This is a genomic window from Streptomyces sp. NPDC025806, assembly GCF_055558275.1.
The window spans coordinates 405,025-420,055 of the sequence record NZ_JBVHMU010000001.1; the positions used below are offsets into that span (position 1 = coordinate 405,025).

The following is a 15,031-nucleotide window of genomic DNA, read 5'->3' on the forward strand; positions in this document are numbered from 1 at the left end:
GCCTCGGTGCCGCTCAGGCCGGGGCGATCTCGCGCAGCCGGCCCGTCTTCACGTCGAACACGAAGCCGCGCACGTCGTCGGCGTGCAGCAGGAACGGCGAGGTGCGCACCTTCTGGATCGACTGGCGCACGTCCTGGTCCACGTCGCGGAAGCCCTCGACGGCCCAGCTCGGGCGCTGGCCGACCTCCATCTCCAGGTCGTGCCGGAAGTCGTCGGACAGACCCTCGAGGCCGCAGTTGGTGTGGTGGATGAGGACCACGCTGCGGGTGCCCAGGGCGCGCTGGCTGATCGTGAGCGAGCGGATCACGTCGTCGGTCACGACCCCGCCCGCGTTGCGGATCGTGTGACAGTCGCCGAGCTCCAGGCCGAGCGCGGCGTGCAGGTCGAGACGGGCGTCCATGCAGGCGACCACGGCGACGTGCAGCACGGGACGGGCGTCCATGCCGGGGTCGGAGAACGCGGACGCGTACTGGCCGTTCGCCTCGACGAGGCGGTCGGTCACGGTGCCGTCGGCCGCTATGGCGCCTTCGGAGGGGAGGGATGCGGAAGTCGTCATGCTTATGAAGGTAGTGCTCACAGGGGCCGTGAGCCTCCTGTGAGGGAGGACAAAGAACATGATCGTGCCTTGTTGTGAGCTAACCCACAGGAGTGCCCCGACCTCGACCGGTCGGGTGATTTCGGCCGGTATGCGGCTTCGGCTCGACCCGGCCCGCGACGCGCAGGCCGGTTGATTGACCGAGCCCCGCCGTGGACTAAAGTGACGCCGAACCCCATTGACGAAGCAATACGGAGATCCCGGCCCCGCCGGACGCTCCCCGCGTGCGCGGCACATACGTACGGCCCGCCACGCCGGACCTGAGAGGGCCTCTTGAGTCAGCGACACGTCCCGGTCATGCTCCAGCGCTGCCTGGACATGTTGGCCCCGGCTCTGGCCCAGCCGGGAGCGGTCGTCGTCGACTGCACGCTCGGCCTCGGCGGACACAGCGAAGCGCTGCTCTCCACCTTCCCCTCCTGCCGGCTCGTCGCGCTCGACCGCGACAAGGAGGCCCTGCGCCTGTCCGGCGAGCGCCTCGCCCCCTTCGGCGATCGGGCCACCCTCGTGCACGCCGTCTACGACGAACTGCCCGAGGTGCTCGACCGCCTGGGCATCCCGCGCGTCCAGGGCGTCCTGTTCGACCTCGGCGTCTCCTCCATGCAGCTCGACGAGGCCGACCGCGGCTTCGCCTACGCGCAGGACGCGCCCCTCGACATGCGCATGGACCAGACGACCGGCGTGAGCGCCGCCGAGGTCCTCAACACGTACCCGCCGGGCGAACTGGTGCGGATCCTGCGCCAGTACGGCGAGGAGAAGCAGGCCAAGCGGATCGTCTCGGCCATCGTGCGCGAGCGCGACAAGGAGCCGTTCAGCAACAGCGCGCGCCTCGTCGAGCTGATCCGCGACTCCCTGCCGCAGGCTGCCAAGCGCACCGGCGGCAACCCCGCCAAGCGCACCTTCCAGGCCCTGCGCATCGAGGTCAACGGCGAGCTGAGCGTCCTGGAGCGGGCCATTCCGGCCGCGGTGAAGGCGCTCGCGGTCGGCGGCCGGATCGCCGTCCTGTCCTACCACTCGCTGGAGGACCGGCTGGTCAAGCAGGTCTTCGCGGCCGGCGCCGCCAACACCGCGCCGCCCGGCCTGCCCGTGGTCCCCGAGCAGTACCAGCCACGCCTCCAGCTGCTCACGCGCGGCGCCGAACTCCCCACGGAGGAAGAGGTCGCCGAGAACCGCCGGGCCGCCCCGGCACGGCTGCGGGGTGCGCAGCGCATCCGCGAGGACGTCCAGGGGTGAACGCCGAGTGAGGCACGCGCGCGTGGAGGGGTGGACATGAGTGCGGCGAACGGCTCGAAAGGACCCGGGGCTTCCCGGGGACCCCGGGGCGGCACGGGAGCGAAACCCTCCCGCGGCGCGCCCCGTCCGCGCGGCTCCTCGGGCGCGACCCCGCCACGCACCGGCGCCGCCCGCCTCGCCCGCTTCCTGCCCGTCGCCCCCTCCGGCGGCGCCCAGGCCGCCCGTACCCCCTTCGTTCTCCTGGTCGTGCTGCTGCTCGGCGGCGGCCTGATCATGCTCCTGATGCTGAACTCCTCGCTCAACGAAGGATCGTTCAGGCTCAGCAAGCTCAAGAAGCAGACCACCGAGCTCACCGACGACGAGCAGGAACTGCAGCGCGAGGTCGACTCCTACTCCGCGCCCGACGCCCTGCTGCGCCGCGCCCGCGAACTCGGCATGGTCCCCGGCGGCGACCCCGCGTTCCTCAGCCCCTCCGGCATCGTCAAGGGCGCCCCGAGCCCCGCCGCCGCGCCCGCACCCGTGCGCCGCCCCGCATCACCCCCGGCCACGCCCGCCGGGTCGCCGACCCCGAGCACCGGCGCGTCCCCGCAGACCTCGCCGAAGCCGACGCGGTCCCCGGACCCGACGCCGACGGCTCCCGCATCCACGGCCCCCGCACCCTCGACCTCCGGCAGGTGACGCCATGACCGACAGGGAGCCCCCGCGCCGCCGGGTGCCCGGCCCCGCGCGCCCGGCCGGCACCGGCCGCCCCGCGCAGCAGCGCCGCCCGGCCCCCGCCCCGCGACCGGCCGCCCGCCGCCCGCGCCCCGCGTCCCCCAAGGGATCGACGCCGCTGCGTCTGGGCAGCCCCCGGCCCCGGCTGCGCATGGTGAGCCTCGGCCTCACCCTCGTCCTCCTGGTCTTCGTCGTACGCCTGCTGCAGGTGCAGGGCGTCGACGCCGACGCGTACGCCGCCAAGGCCGAGCTGAACCGCTACGTCAGCCACACCATCGCGGCCGAGCGCGGCGGCATCACCGACCGCGGCGGCGTCGCGCTCGCCACCAGCGTCGACGCGTACGACATCACCGCCGACCCGACGCTGTTCACCGAGAAGATCACCGGGGTGAAGGACGCGCCCGAGCAGGCGGCGGCGCTGCTGGCGCCGATCGTCGGCGTCGAGGCCGACACCCTCGCGAAGCGGCTGCGGACCAAGGACACCCGGTACGTGCGGCTCGCCGCGCGGCGCACCCCGCAGGTCTGGAAGCAGATCAAGGACCTCCGCTCGGCGCTCAACGAGAAGGCCAACGCCGAGGGCCGTGAGGCGGGCGTCCTCGCGGGCGTCCTCGCCGACCCCAGCAGCAAGCGCGTGTACCCGAACGGGGACCTGGCCGCGGGCATGCTGGGCTGGGTCAACGCCGCGGGCAAGGGCGGCGGCGGCCTGGAGCAGCAGCTCGACAAGGAACTCTCGGGCAAGGCGGGCAAGATCCGCTACGCCCAGTCCGGCGGTCAGCAGGTGCCGACCGCGGGCAGCACCGAGCAGCCCGCCGTGCCCGGCGCCGACGTGGAGCTCACCATCGACCGCGACATCCAGTGGGCCGCGCAGAAGGCGATCACCGAGCAGGTCGCGAAGTCCAAGGCCGACCGCGGCTACGTGATGGTGCAGGACACGCGGACCGGCGAGGTCCTCGCGATGGCCAACGCGCCGGGCTTCGACCCGAACGACCTGTCGAAGGCGAACCCGTCGGCGCTCGGCAACGCGGCCCTCCAGGACGCGTACGAGCCCGGCTCCACCGCCAAGGTCATGTCGATGGCGGCGGTCCTGGAGGAGAACGTGGCCACCCCGGCCACCCATGTCACGGTGCCCAACCGGCTGCACCGCGGCGACCGGCTCTTCCAGGACGACATCGACCACCCGACCTGGCACCTCACGCTCAACGGCGTGCTCGCCAAGTCCAGCAACATCGGCACGATCCTGGCCACCGGCGAACTCGGCAAGACCCAGTCCGCCGCGAACCGCACGCTCGCCTCGTACCTGCGCAAGTTCGGCATCGGCGAGCAGAGCGGACTCGGGTTCCCCGGCGAGACGGCCGGCATCCTCGCCCCGCCCGCCGAGTGGTCGACCTCGCAGCAGTACACGATCCCGTTCGGTCAGGGCTTCTCCATCAACGCGATGCAGGCCGCGTCCGTGTACTCGACCATCGCCAACGGCGGCGTCCGCGTGGAGCCCAGCCTGGTGCGCGGCACCACCGGACCCGACGGCAAGTTCACGCCCGCGCCCGCGCCGAAGAAGACGCGCGTGGTGAGCGCGAAGACCGCGCGGACGGTCGCCCAGATGCTCGAGTCCGTCGTCGACGACGAGGAGGGCACCGGCGCCAAGGCCCGGATCCCCGGCTACCGCGTCGCCGGCAAGACGGGCACGGCCAACCGCGTGGATCCGGCCACCGGCCGCTACAAGGGCTACACCTCCTCGTTCGCCGGCTTCGCCCCCGCCGACAAGCCCCGGATCACCGTCTACTGCGCCATCCAGAACGCCACGAAGGGAAGCTATTTCGGCGGCCAGATCTGCGGCCCCATCTACAAGCAGGTCATGGAGTTCGCCCTGAAGACGCTTCAGGTGCCGCCCACGGGCGCCAAGTCGGCGCGGCTCCCCGTCACTTTCCAGCCATGATCCGCCATGACACGCCGTGACCGACCGCCCGCCGGTCGTGATCACGGCCGGCGCCCGCCCCCGTGAGAACCGCCCGAAGCCCCGCGAGAACAGCCTGAAGAGCCCGTGACTACCATCACCCCCGATCCAGGGAACCAGCCCGCGCCACGCCCCTCGCTTCGCTCGGGGGCCGGTGCGCCCGGTACGCTCACCGCCGTGCCACACGCTGATCAGTCCCAAACCACCCAGAAGGGCGCACCCGTGACATATCCCGGGCCGCCGCGGCCGGTCGAGATCTCCGCCACACCCCTCGCGGAACTCGCCGATCAGCTGGGTGTCGCCGCACCAGCGCAGGCCGCCGAGATCACCGGCATCACCCACGACTCCCGTGCGGTACGCCCCGGCGACCTGTACGCCGCCCTGCCCGGAGCCCGCGCCCACGGCGCCGACTTCGCCGCGCAGGCCGCGTCCCTCGGCGCGGTCGCCGCGCTGACCGACCCGGCCGGCGCCGAGCGCGTCACCGAGGCCGGACTCGTACCGCTCGTCGTGGAGAACCCGCGCGGCCGCATGGGCGAACTCGCCGCCACCATCTACGGCCGGCCCGGCAAGGACCTGCTGCAGATCGGCATCACCGGGACGTCCGGCAAGACGACCACCGCGTACCTCGTGGAGGGCGGCCTCAAGAAGGTCCGCTCCACCGGGCTCATCGGCACCGTCGAGATGCGCATCGGCGACGAGCGCATCAAGTCCGAGCGCACCACCCCCGAAGCCACCGATCTCCAGGCCCTGTTCGCCGTCATGCGCGAGCGCGGCGTCGACGCCGTCGCCATGGAGGTCTCCAGCCACGCCCTCGTGCTCGGCCGGGTCGACGGCTGCGTCTTCGACGTCGCCGTCTTCAACAACCTCAGCCCGGAGCACATGGAGTTCCACTCCGACATGGAGGACTACTTCCGGGCGAAGGCGCAGCTGTTCACCAAGGCGCGCAGCAAACAGGGCGTCGTGAACTACGACGACGAGTACGGGCGCCGCCTCGTCGAGGAGTCCGAGGTCCCGGTCGTCACGTTCTCCGCCGAGGGCCACCCGGACGCCGACTGGCGCGCCGAGGACGTCGAAGTCGGGCCGCTCGGCTCCACCTTGACCGTCGTCGGCCCCCAGGGCGAGCGGATCACGGCCAGGGCGCCGCTGCCCGGCCCCTTCAACGTGGCGAACACCGTCGCCGCGATCGTCACCCTCGCCGTCGCCGGGATCGACCCGCAGACCGCGGCCGACGGCGTCGCCGCCGTCCCCGGCGTGCCGGGCCGCCTGGAGCGGGTGGACGCCGGCCAGAAGTACCTGGCCGTCGTCGACTACGCGCACAAGACGGACGCCGTCGAGTCCGTTCTCAAGGCCCTGCGCAAGGTCACCGAGAACAAGCTGCACATCGTGCTCGGCTGCGGCGGCGACCGGGACCGTACGAAGCGGATGCCGATGGGCGCCGCCGCCGCGCGGTTCGCCGACACGGCCATCCTCACCTCCGACAACCCCCGCGGCGAGGACCCCCTCGCGATCCTCGCCACGATGCTCGCGGGCGCCGCCGACGTGCCGGCGCACGAGCGCGGCGAGGTCCAGGTCTTCGAGGACCGGGCCGCCGCCATCGCCGCCGCCGTCGCGCGCGCCGAGCCCGGCGACACGGTGCTCGTCGCGGGCAAGGGACACGAGCAGGGCCAGGACATCGCCGGGGTGGTGCGTCCCTTCGACGACCGCCAGGTGCTTCGTGAAGCCATCGAGCAGACCCAGGGATGAAGTTGTGATCGCCCTCTCCCTCGCCGAGATCGCCTCAGCCGTCGGCGGGCAGACGTACGACATACCGGACGAGTCGGCCCGGGTCACCGGGCCGGTCGTCATCGACTCGCGCAAGGTCGAACCCGGCAGCCTGTTCGCGGCCTTTGCAGGTGAGCGGGTCGACGGCCACGACTACGCGCGCCAGGTCGTCGACCAGGGCGCGGTCGCCGTCCTGGCGTCCCGCCCCGTCGGCGTGCCCGCGATCGTCGTCGACGACGTCCAGGCCGCGCTCGGCGCGCTCGCCCGGCACGTCGTGGCCCGCCTCGGCGCCACGCTCGTCGCGCTGACCGGCTCGGCCGGCAAGACCAGCACCAAGGACCTCATCGCCCAGGTGCTGCGGCGCAAGGCCCCCACCGTCTTCACGCCCGGCTCGTTCAACAACGAGATCGGCCTGCCGCTGACCGCCCTCTCCGCCGCGGACGACACGAAGTTCCTCGTCCTGGAGATGGGCGCCCGCGGCAAGGGCCACATCCGGTACCTCACCGGCCTCACGCCCCCCAAGGTGGGCCTCGTCCTCAACGTCGGCACCGCCCACATCGGCGAGTTCGGCGGGCGCGAGCAGATCGCGGAAGCGAAGGGTGAACTCGTCGAGGCGCTGCCCGCCGACGGCACCGCGATCCTCAACGCGGACGACCCCCTGGTGCGGGCCATGGCCTCCCGCACGCGGGCGAAGGTGCTCCTCTTCGGAGAGGCCGCCGACGCCGACGTCCGCGCCGAGAATGTCCGGCTCACGGAGAACGGACAGCCCGCCTTCAGCCTTCACACACCCTCCGGGTGCAGCGAAGTGACCTTGCGCCTGTACGGTGAGCACCACGTGTCGAACGCGCTCGCCGCGGCCGCCGTCGCCCACGACCTTGGCATGTCCGTGGAGGAGATCGCCCTCGCGCTCTCCGAGGCGGGCACCCTGTCCCGCTGGCGGATGGAGGTCACCGAGCGTCCGGACGGCGTCACGATCGTCAACGACGCCTACAACGCGAACCCCGAGTCCATGCGAGCCGCCCTGCGCGCGCTCACGGCGATGGGCCAGGCCCGACGGGCCTCGGGGGGCCGTACGTGGGCGGTGCTCGGGCAGATGGCCGAGCTCGGCGACGAGTCGCTGGCCGAGCACGACGCCGTCGGACGGCTCGCCGTCCGGCTCAACGTCAGCAAGCTCGTGGCAGTCGGGGGCAGGGAAGCGTCCTGGTTGCAACTGGGCGCCTATAACGAGGGTTCGTGGGGTGAGGAGTCGGTGCACGTGTCCGACGCACAGGCGGCGATCGACCTGTTGCGCAGCGAGCTGCGCCCGGGAGACGTCGTGCTCGTGAAGGCCTCCAGGTCGGTGGGCCTGGAGAGCGTGGCACAGGCGCTGCTCGACGGCGGCATCGACGCCGGGGCTGATGCCCGATGATGAAGCAGATCCTCTTCGCGGGAGTGATCGGCCTGTTCCTGACCCTGGTCGGGACGCCGCTGCTCATCAAGCTGCTGGCCCGCAAGGGCTACGGCCAGTACATCCGGGACGACGGCCCGCGCGAGCACCACGCGAAGCGCGGTACGCCGACGATGGGCGGTATCGCCTTCATCCTGGCGACCCTCATCGCGTACTTCCTCAGCAAGCTGATCACCGGCGCGGCCCCGACCCTGTCGGGCCTGCTGGTGCTCGGCCTGATGGCGGGCATGGGCCTGGTCGGCTTCCTCGACGACTACATCAAGATCGTCAAGCGCCGTTCGCTCGGTCTGCGGGCCAAGGCCAAGATGGCCGGCCAGCTGATCGTCGGCATCGCCTTCGCGCTGCTCGCCATCAACTTCGCGGACGTGCGCGGCAATACCCCCGCCTCCACCAAGCTCTCCTTCGTGGAGGACTTCGGCTGGACGATCGGCCCGGTGCTCTTCGTCGTCTGGGCGCTGTTCATGATCCTCGCGATGTCGAACGGCGTGAACCTCACCGACGGCCTCGACGGCCTCGCCACCGGCGCCTCCGTGATGGTCTTCGGCGCCTACACCTTCATCGGCGTCTGGCAGTTCCAGGAGTCCTGCGCCAACGCGCAGACCCTCACCAACCCGGCCGCCTGTTTCGAGGTCAGAGACCCACTCGATCTTGCCGTCGTCGCCTCCGCGTTGATGGGCGCCTGCTTCGGCTTCCTGTGGTGGAACACCTCGCCCGCCAAGATCTTCATGGGTGACACCGGCTCGCTCGCCCTCGGCGGCGCCCTGGCCGGTCTCGCGATCTGCTCGCGCACCGAGCTCCTGATCGCGCTCCTGGGCGGCCTGTTCGTCCTCATCACGATGTCCGTGGTCATCCAGGTCGGCTCCTTCAAGATGACCGGCAAGCGCGTCTTCCGCATGGCGCCGCTGCAACACCACTTCGAACTCAAGGGCTGGTCCGAAGTCCTCATCGTGGTCCGCTTCTGGATCATCCAGGGCATGTGCGTGATCGTCGGACTCGGCCTCTTCTACGCAGGATGGGCAGCCAAGAAGTGACCACGCCCCAGGTTTCCTGGAACGGCAAGAACATCACCGTCGCCGGTCTCGGCGTGAGCGGCCTCAGCGCCGCCCGCGCCCTGGCCGGCCTCGGCGCGTCCGTGACCGTCGTCGACGGCGGCGACAGCGACGCGCATCGCGAGAAGGCCGCCCTGCTCGCCGAGGAGGGCATCTCCGTACGGCTCGGGGACGCCGAGACGCTCCCCGAGGGCACGGAACTCGTCGTGACGTCCCCGGGCTGGAAGCCCTCGTCGCCGCTGTTCGCGGCAGCCGCCGCCCACGGCGTCGACGTCGTCGGCGACGTCGAGATCGCCTGGCGGCTGCGCGGCCCGGACGCGGCCCCCTGGCTCGCGATCACCGGCACCAACGGCAAGACCACCACGACCCAGATGCTCGCCTCCATCCTGGAGGCGGCGGGTCTGCGCACGGCGGCCGTCGGCAACATCGGCACCCCGATCGTCGATGTCGTCCTCGAAGGCGACGACGCGTACGACGTGTTCGCCGTCGAGCTCTCCTCGTACCAGCTGCACTGGGCGCCCTCGCTGCGCGCCCACTCCGGCGCCGTCCTGAACCTCGCGCCCGACCACCTCGACTGGCACGGCTCCATGGAGGCGTACGCCGCCGACAAGGGCCGTATCTACGAGGGCAATCAGGTCGCCTGCGTCTACAACGTCGCGGACAAGGCCACCGAGGACCTGGTCCGCGAGGCCGAGGTCGAGGAGGGCTGCCGCGCCATCGGCTTCACCCTCGGCACCCCCGGCCCCTCCGAACTCGGCGTCGTCGACGGCATCCTGGTCGACCGCGCCTTCGTGGAGAACCGGCAGAAGAGCGCCCAGGAGCTCGCCGAGATCTCCGACGTGAACCCGCCGGCCCCGCACAACATCGCCAACGCCCTCGCGGCGGCGGCCCTGGCCCGCGCCTTCGGGGTCGAGCCCCAGGCCGTCCGCGACGGACTGCGCAATTTCACGCCGGACGCGCACCGCATCGCGCACGTCGCGGACGTCGACGGGGTCGCGTACATCGACGACTCCAAGGCCACCAACACCCATGCCACGCAGGCCTCGTTGGCCGCGTACGAGTCCATCGTGTGGATCGCCGGCGGCCTCGCCAAGGGCGCCACGTTCGACGAGCTCGTCACGGGCGCCGCGAAGCGGCTGCGCGGCGTCGTGCTCATCGGCCAGGACCGCGCGCTGATCCGCGAAGCCCTGGAGCGACACGCCCCGGAAGTCCCGGTGGTCGACCTCGAGCGGACCGACACTGGGGCGATGTCGGCGGCGGTGCAGGAGGCGGCACGGCTCGCCCGCCCGGGCGACACCGTCCTGATGGCCCCGGCCTGCGCGTCGATGGACATGTTCACCAACTACAACAAGCGTGGCGAGGCGTTCGCGGCAGCGGTCCGCGAACTCGGCGCCACCAGCGTCTGACGGGACCCCCGGGTGCCCGGTGACGCCGGGCAACCCTCGGGAGGGGACGTGGCAGCGTTGACGGAAGGCTCAGGGGCTCGGGGGAGCGGCGATGCCCGGTAGTGCCCGTACGACCAAGCGCCCCGCCGCACCGCCCCGCAGGACCAGTAAGGTCTACCGGGCGCGGGCCAACCCCGTGCGCACCTTCTACGGGCGCGCCCGCCGCGCCTGGGACCGGCCGCTCACCGCGTACTACCTGATCCTCGGCGCCGCGTCCCTGCTCACCGTGCTCGGCCTCGTGATGGTCTACTCGGCCTCGATGATCACGGCCCTGCAGATGGGCCTGTCCAGCTCGTACTTCTTCCGCAAGCAGTTCGTCGCGGCCGTCCTCGGCACGATCCTGCTGCTCGTCGCGATGCGGATGCCGGTCAAGCTGCACCGGGCGCTCGCCTACCCGATCCTCGCCGTCAGCGTCTTCCTCATGGTCCTCGTGCAGATCCCGGGGATAGGAGTGTCGATCAACGGCAACCAGAACTGGATCTCGCTCGGCGGCCCCTTCATGCTGCAGCCCAGCGAGTTCGGGAAGCTGGCGCTCATCCTGTGGGGCGCGGACCTGCTGGCCCGCAAGCACGACAAGCGGCTGCTGGCCCAGTGGAAGCACATGCTGGTCCCGCTGGTCCCCGTCGCCTTCCTGCTGCTCGGACTCATCATGCTCGGCGGCGACATGGGAACCGCGATCCTTCTCACAGCGATCCTCTTCGGCCTGTTGTGGCTGGCCGGCGCCCCCACCCGGCTGTTCGTCGGGGTTCTCGCGGTCGCCGGCGCCATCGGCATCATGCTCATCAAGACCAGCCCGAACCGTATGGCGCGCCTGGCCTGTCTGGGCCGCGCCGACGCCGGACCGGACGATCTGTGCTGGCAGGGACTGCACGGGATCTACGCCCTGGCCTCCGGCGGACTCTTCGGTTCCGGCCTGGGGGCGAGTGTGGAAAAATGGGGTCAACTTCCCGAAGCGCACACTGACTTCATCTTTGCCATCACCGGTGAGGAACTGGGCCTGGCGGGGACGCTGTCGGTGCTCGCCCTGTTCGCGGCTCTAGGCTATGCGGGTATCCGCGTGGCCGGACGCACGGAGGACCCCTTCGTTCGATACGCCGCGGGTGGCGTGACGACCTGGATCACGGCGCAGGCCGTGGTCAACATCGGTGCGGTGCTCGGCCTGCTGCCGATCGCCGGCGTCCCGCTCCCGCTGTTCTCGTACGGGGGTTCGGCGCTGCTGCCGACCATGTTCGCCGTAGGACTTCTGATCGCGTTCGCGCGGGACGAACCGGCGGCGCGGGCGGCCCTCGCCATGCGGCAGCCACGGATGAGATGGAACACGATGCGACGGCGCGCTCAGGCGCGTTCGTCCGGAGAGCGGTGAATTTCGGTGCATGTCGTACTCGCCGGTGGGGGGACCGCCGGCCACATCGAGCCGGCGCTCGCCCTCGCGGACGCCCTGCGCAGGCAGGACCCGACCGTGGGGATCACGGCGCTCGGCACGGAGCGCGGCCTGGAGACCCGTCTCGTACCGGAGCGCGGCTACGATCTCGCGCTGATCCCCGCCGTACCCCTGCCGCGCAAGCCCACCCCTGAACTGATCACGGTGCCGGGGCGGCTGCGCGGCACGATCAAGGCCGCCGAGCAGATCCTGGAGCGCACCAAGGCCGACGCCGTTGTCGGCTTCGGCGGCTACGTGGCGCTGCCCGGCTACCTCGCGGCCAAGCGGCTCGGCGTGCCGATCGTGGTGCACGAGGCCAACGCCCGCCCGGGCCTGGCCAACAAGATCGGCTCGCGGTACGCGGCCGGGGTCGCCGTCTCCACCCCGGACAGCAAGCTGCGGGGCGCCCGCTACATCGGCATCCCGCTGCGCCGCACCATCGCCATGCTGGACCGGGCCGCGATGCGCCCGGAGGCCCGCGCCGCGTTCGGCCTCGACCCGAACCTGCCGACGCTGCTGGTCTCCGGCGGCTCCCAGGGCGCCCGGCACCTCAACGAGGTCGTCACGCGCGTCGCCCCGCTGCTCCAGCAGTCCGGCATCCAGATCCTGCACGTGGTCGGCCCGAAGAACGAACTGCCGCAGGTCCAGCAGATGCCGGGGATGCCCCCGTACATCCCGGTACCGTACGTGGACCGGATGGACCTCGCGTACGCCGCGGCCGACATGATGCTCTGCCGCGCGGGCGCGATGACCGTCGCCGAACTCTCCGCCGTCGGGCTCCCGGCCGCCTACGTCCCGCTGCCCATCGGCAACGGCGAACAGCGGCTCAACGCCCAGCCGGTGGTCAAGGCCGGCGGCGGCCTGCTGGTCGACGACGCGGAGCTGACCCCCGAGTGGGTCCAGGGCAACGTCCTGCCCGTCCTCGGCGACCCGCACCGGCTGTACGAGATGTCCCGCGCCGCCTCCGAGTTCGGCCGCCGGGACGCCGACGACCTGCTCGTCGGCATGGTGTACGAGGCGATCAACTCGCGTCACTAGCGGACGTGCGGATGTGAAGGCAGGGGAGCGTGGCCAAGGCGACCACCGCGGACCGCGGCGAACGGGACAGGACCCAGGCGCCCGAACCGCCCCCCGCCGGCGCGAGGGTGCGCATGCCGGGCGTGCGCACCCTCGTCGTGACCGGAGTGCTGCTCGTCCTCGCCGTGGCGGGCGGCATCTGGCTCCTCTACGGCTCCGCGTGGCTGCGGGTGGACCGCGTGACCACCTCGGGCACCGAGGTCCTGACCCCGGCCCAGGTGCGGGACGCGGCAGCCGTGCCGGTCGGCGCCCCGCTGATCTCCGTCGACACCGACGCCATCGAGGCCCGGCTGCGGCGGGAACTGCCGCGGATCGACGCGGTGGACGTCGTCCGTTCCTGGCCGCACGGAATCGGACTGAAAGTGACGGAACGCAAGCCGGTTCTCCTCGCCGAAGACGCCCGAAATTCGGGCAAGTTCGTCGAAATTGACCGTAAAGGCGTCCGTTTCGCGACGGTCGACAAAGCCCCCGAGGGCGTTCCCCGCCTCGAATTGACGCCGGATCACAGCGGCGCCGCGGCCAGCCTGCGCCGCTTCGGCCCCGACCGGCTGGTGCGGGAGGCCGTGCGGGTCGCCCGGCAGCTGCCCCGGGGGGTCGCGCGCGACACCCGGAATCTCAAGGTCCGTTCGTACGACGCCATCTCGCTGGAGCTCACCCGGGGGCGGGTGGTCGAGTGGGGAAGTGCCGAGAAGGGCGCGGCCAAGGCGCGTGCACTCGTCGCTCTCATGAAAGCAGCCCCGAAGGCCCGGCACTTCGATGTGAGTGTCCCCACCGCCCCCGCCTCGTCGCGGAGTTGACGCTCATCGACGCAGGCCAGCACCCTGGTTGGGCAGCGCTACGGCTGATCACATAGGGTGAAAAGAAAAACGGGAGGTTCGGCGTGTTCGTTGAACGGGCGCCACTTGTCGACTTAGTGTCAGGTTCGGAAGAGTCCAGGAAACAGACACACTGGTAACCCTAAACTTCAGCGTTAGGGTTCGGGTCGGCAGTCGACTAGTACTCAACTAGTAGTCCGGACCGTCCCAATTCGGCATCAGTCGTCGCACCGTAGAAGCGAAGCGGCGACACGTAACTCGAGGCGAGAGGCCTTCGACGTGGCAGCACCGCAGAACTACCTCGCAGTCATCAAAGTCATCGGTGTCGGCGGCGGTGGTGTCAATGCCATCAACCGGATGATCGAGGTCGGTCTCAAGGGCGTCGAGTTCATCGCCATCAACACCGACGCGCAAGCCCTGTTGATGAGCGACGCGGACGTCAAGCTCGACGTCGGCCGTGAACTCACCCGCGGACTCGGCGCCGGAGCCAATCCGGCCGTCGGACGCAAGGCGGCCGAGGATCACCGCGAGGAGATCGAGGAGGTCCTCAAGGGGGCCGACATGGTCTTCGTCACCGCCGGTGAAGGTGGCGGCACCGGCACCGGCGGCGCACCCGTCGTGGCCAACATCGCGCGCTCGCTCGGCGCCCTCACGATCGGCGTGGTCACCCGCCCGTTCACCTTCGAGGGCCGGCGCCGGGCGAACCAGGCGGAGGACGGCATCGCCGAGCTCCGCGAAGAGGTCGACACCCTCATCGTCATCCCGAACGACCGGCTCCTGTCCATCTCGGACCGCCAGGTCTCCGTCCTCGACGCCTTCAAGTCGGCGGACCAGGTCCTGCTCTCCGGTGTCCAGGGCATCACCGACCTCATCACCACCCCGGGTCTCATCAACCTCGACTTCGCGGACGTCAAGTCCGTCATGTCCGAGGCGGGTTCGGCCCTCATGGGTATCGGCTCGGCCCGCGGCGACGACCGCGCCGTGGCCGCCGCGGAGATGGCGATCTCCTCGCCGCTCCTCGAGGCGTCCATCGACGGCGCCCGCGGCGTGCTGCTCTCCATCTCCGGCGGCTCCGACCTCGGCCTGTTCGAGATCAACGAGGCCGCCCAGCTGGTCAGCGAGGCCGCGCACCCCGAGGCGAACATCATCTTCGGCGCCGTCATCGACGACGCCCTCGGCGACGAGGTGCGGGTCACCGTGATCGCCGCCGGCTTCGACGGCGGCCAGCCGCCGAACAAGCGGGACAACGTGATCGGTTCGACCTCGGCCAAGCGCGAGGAGTCGGCTCCGGCCTCGCGTCCGGCCCCGGCGCCCGAGCCCTCGCGCCCGAGCTTCGGCTCGCTCGGCAGCGTCACCCCGCGCGAGGAGCCCAAGATCCCGGAGCCCGTCGAGGCCGCCCCGGTCAACGAGACCCCGGCCGCCCCGGTCGCCCCGCCCCAGGTGCCCCGGCCGTCCTACCCGGACAGCCAGGCCGAGGAGCTGGACGTCCCGGACTTCCTGAAGTGACGTTCCTGGGCCTGATGGGGA

The 15,031-nt window shown here is 71.3% G+C and carries 12 protein-coding genes; 11 read left to right on the top strand and 1 reads right to left on the bottom strand.

The annotated features are described in order from the left end of the window. Nucleotides 1-13 precede the first annotated feature (13 nt). Nucleotides 14-556: a beta-class carbonic anhydrase gene (locus ACZ4E1_RS01845; RefSeq protein ID WP_467534857.1), complete on the bottom strand. Its 543-nt coding sequence runs from the start codon at nt 554-556 to the stop codon at nt 14-16. Nucleotides 557-868: 312 nt separating this feature from the next. Between ACZ4E1_RS01845 and rsmH the strand changes: the two genes are divergently transcribed. The 11 genes from rsmH to ftsZ all read left to right on the top strand — a co-directional run bounded on the left by rsmH (nt 869) and on the right by ftsZ (nt 15,010). Next, nucleotides 869-1,825 (top strand): 16S rRNA (cytosine(1402)-N(4))-methyltransferase RsmH, encoded by a 957-nt coding sequence (gene rsmH, locus ACZ4E1_RS01850; protein ID WP_467534859.1) that lies wholly within the window; start codon nt 869-871, stop codon nt 1,823-1,825. A gap of 36 nt (nt 1,826-1,861) precedes the next feature. After that, nucleotides 1,862-2,503, top strand: coding sequence for a cell division protein FtsL (ftsL, locus tag ACZ4E1_RS01855; RefSeq protein ID WP_467534861.1), 642 nt, complete (start codon nt 1,862-1,864; stop codon nt 2,501-2,503). A 4-nt stretch (nt 2,504-2,507) separates the two neighbouring features. After that, nucleotides 2,508-4,472, top strand: a complete 1,965-nt coding sequence (locus ACZ4E1_RS01860; RefSeq protein ID WP_467534863.1) for a peptidoglycan D,D-transpeptidase FtsI family protein — start codon at nt 2,508-2,510, stop codon at nt 4,470-4,472. 105 nt (nt 4,473-4,577) lie between these two features. Next, complete coding sequence (locus tag ACZ4E1_RS01865) at nt 4,578-6,233, top strand: UDP-N-acetylmuramoyl-L-alanyl-D-glutamate--2,6-diaminopimelate ligase (RefSeq protein ID WP_467534866.1); 1,656 nt, start codon at nt 4,578-4,580, stop codon at nt 6,231-6,233. 4 nt (nt 6,234-6,237) lie between these two features. Beyond that, nucleotides 6,238-7,659: a UDP-N-acetylmuramoyl-tripeptide--D-alanyl-D-alanine ligase gene (locus tag ACZ4E1_RS01870; RefSeq protein ID WP_467534867.1), complete on the top strand. Its 1,422-nt coding sequence runs from the start codon at nt 6,238-6,240 to the stop codon at nt 7,657-7,659. Continuing rightward, on the top strand, nt 7,656-8,729 hold the full coding sequence (gene mraY, locus ACZ4E1_RS01875) for a phospho-N-acetylmuramoyl-pentapeptide-transferase (RefSeq protein WP_188339410.1): 1,074 nt from the start codon (nt 7,656-7,658) through the stop codon (nt 8,727-8,729). The genes ACZ4E1_RS01870 and mraY overlap by 4 nt, the downstream gene beginning before the upstream one ends. Beyond that, nucleotides 8,711-10,153 carry a UDP-N-acetylmuramoyl-L-alanine--D-glutamate ligase gene (gene murD / locus ACZ4E1_RS01880; RefSeq protein ID WP_467534869.1) on the top strand — a complete coding sequence of 481 codons (1,443 nt, stop codon included), beginning with the start codon at nt 8,711-8,713 and terminating at the stop codon, nt 10,151-10,153. Before mraY ends, murD begins: the two co-directional genes overlap by 19 nt. Nucleotides 10,154-10,244: 91 nt before the next feature. Continuing rightward, on the top strand, nt 10,245-11,555 hold the full coding sequence (gene ftsW / locus ACZ4E1_RS01885; RefSeq protein WP_467534871.1) for a putative lipid II flippase FtsW: 1,311 nt from the start codon (nt 10,245-10,247) through the stop codon (nt 11,553-11,555). A 6-nt stretch (nt 11,556-11,561) separates the two neighbouring features. Further along, on the top strand, nt 11,562-12,650 hold the full coding sequence (gene murG, locus ACZ4E1_RS01890; protein WP_399126804.1) for an undecaprenyldiphospho-muramoylpentapeptide beta-N-acetylglucosaminyltransferase: 1,089 nt from the start codon (nt 11,562-11,564) through the stop codon (nt 12,648-12,650). Nucleotides 12,651-12,679: 29 nt separating this feature from the next. Beyond that, entirely contained in the window at nt 12,680-13,486 is an 807-nt protein-coding gene (locus ACZ4E1_RS01895) for a cell division protein FtsQ/DivIB (RefSeq protein WP_467534873.1), read from the top strand. Between the two features lie 297 nt (nt 13,487-13,783). After that, on the top strand, nt 13,784-15,010 hold the full coding sequence (ftsZ, locus tag ACZ4E1_RS01900; protein WP_467534874.1) for a cell division protein FtsZ: 1,227 nt from the start codon (nt 13,784-13,786) through the stop codon (nt 15,008-15,010). The last annotated feature ends 21 nt before the right edge of the window (nt 15,011-15,031 follow it).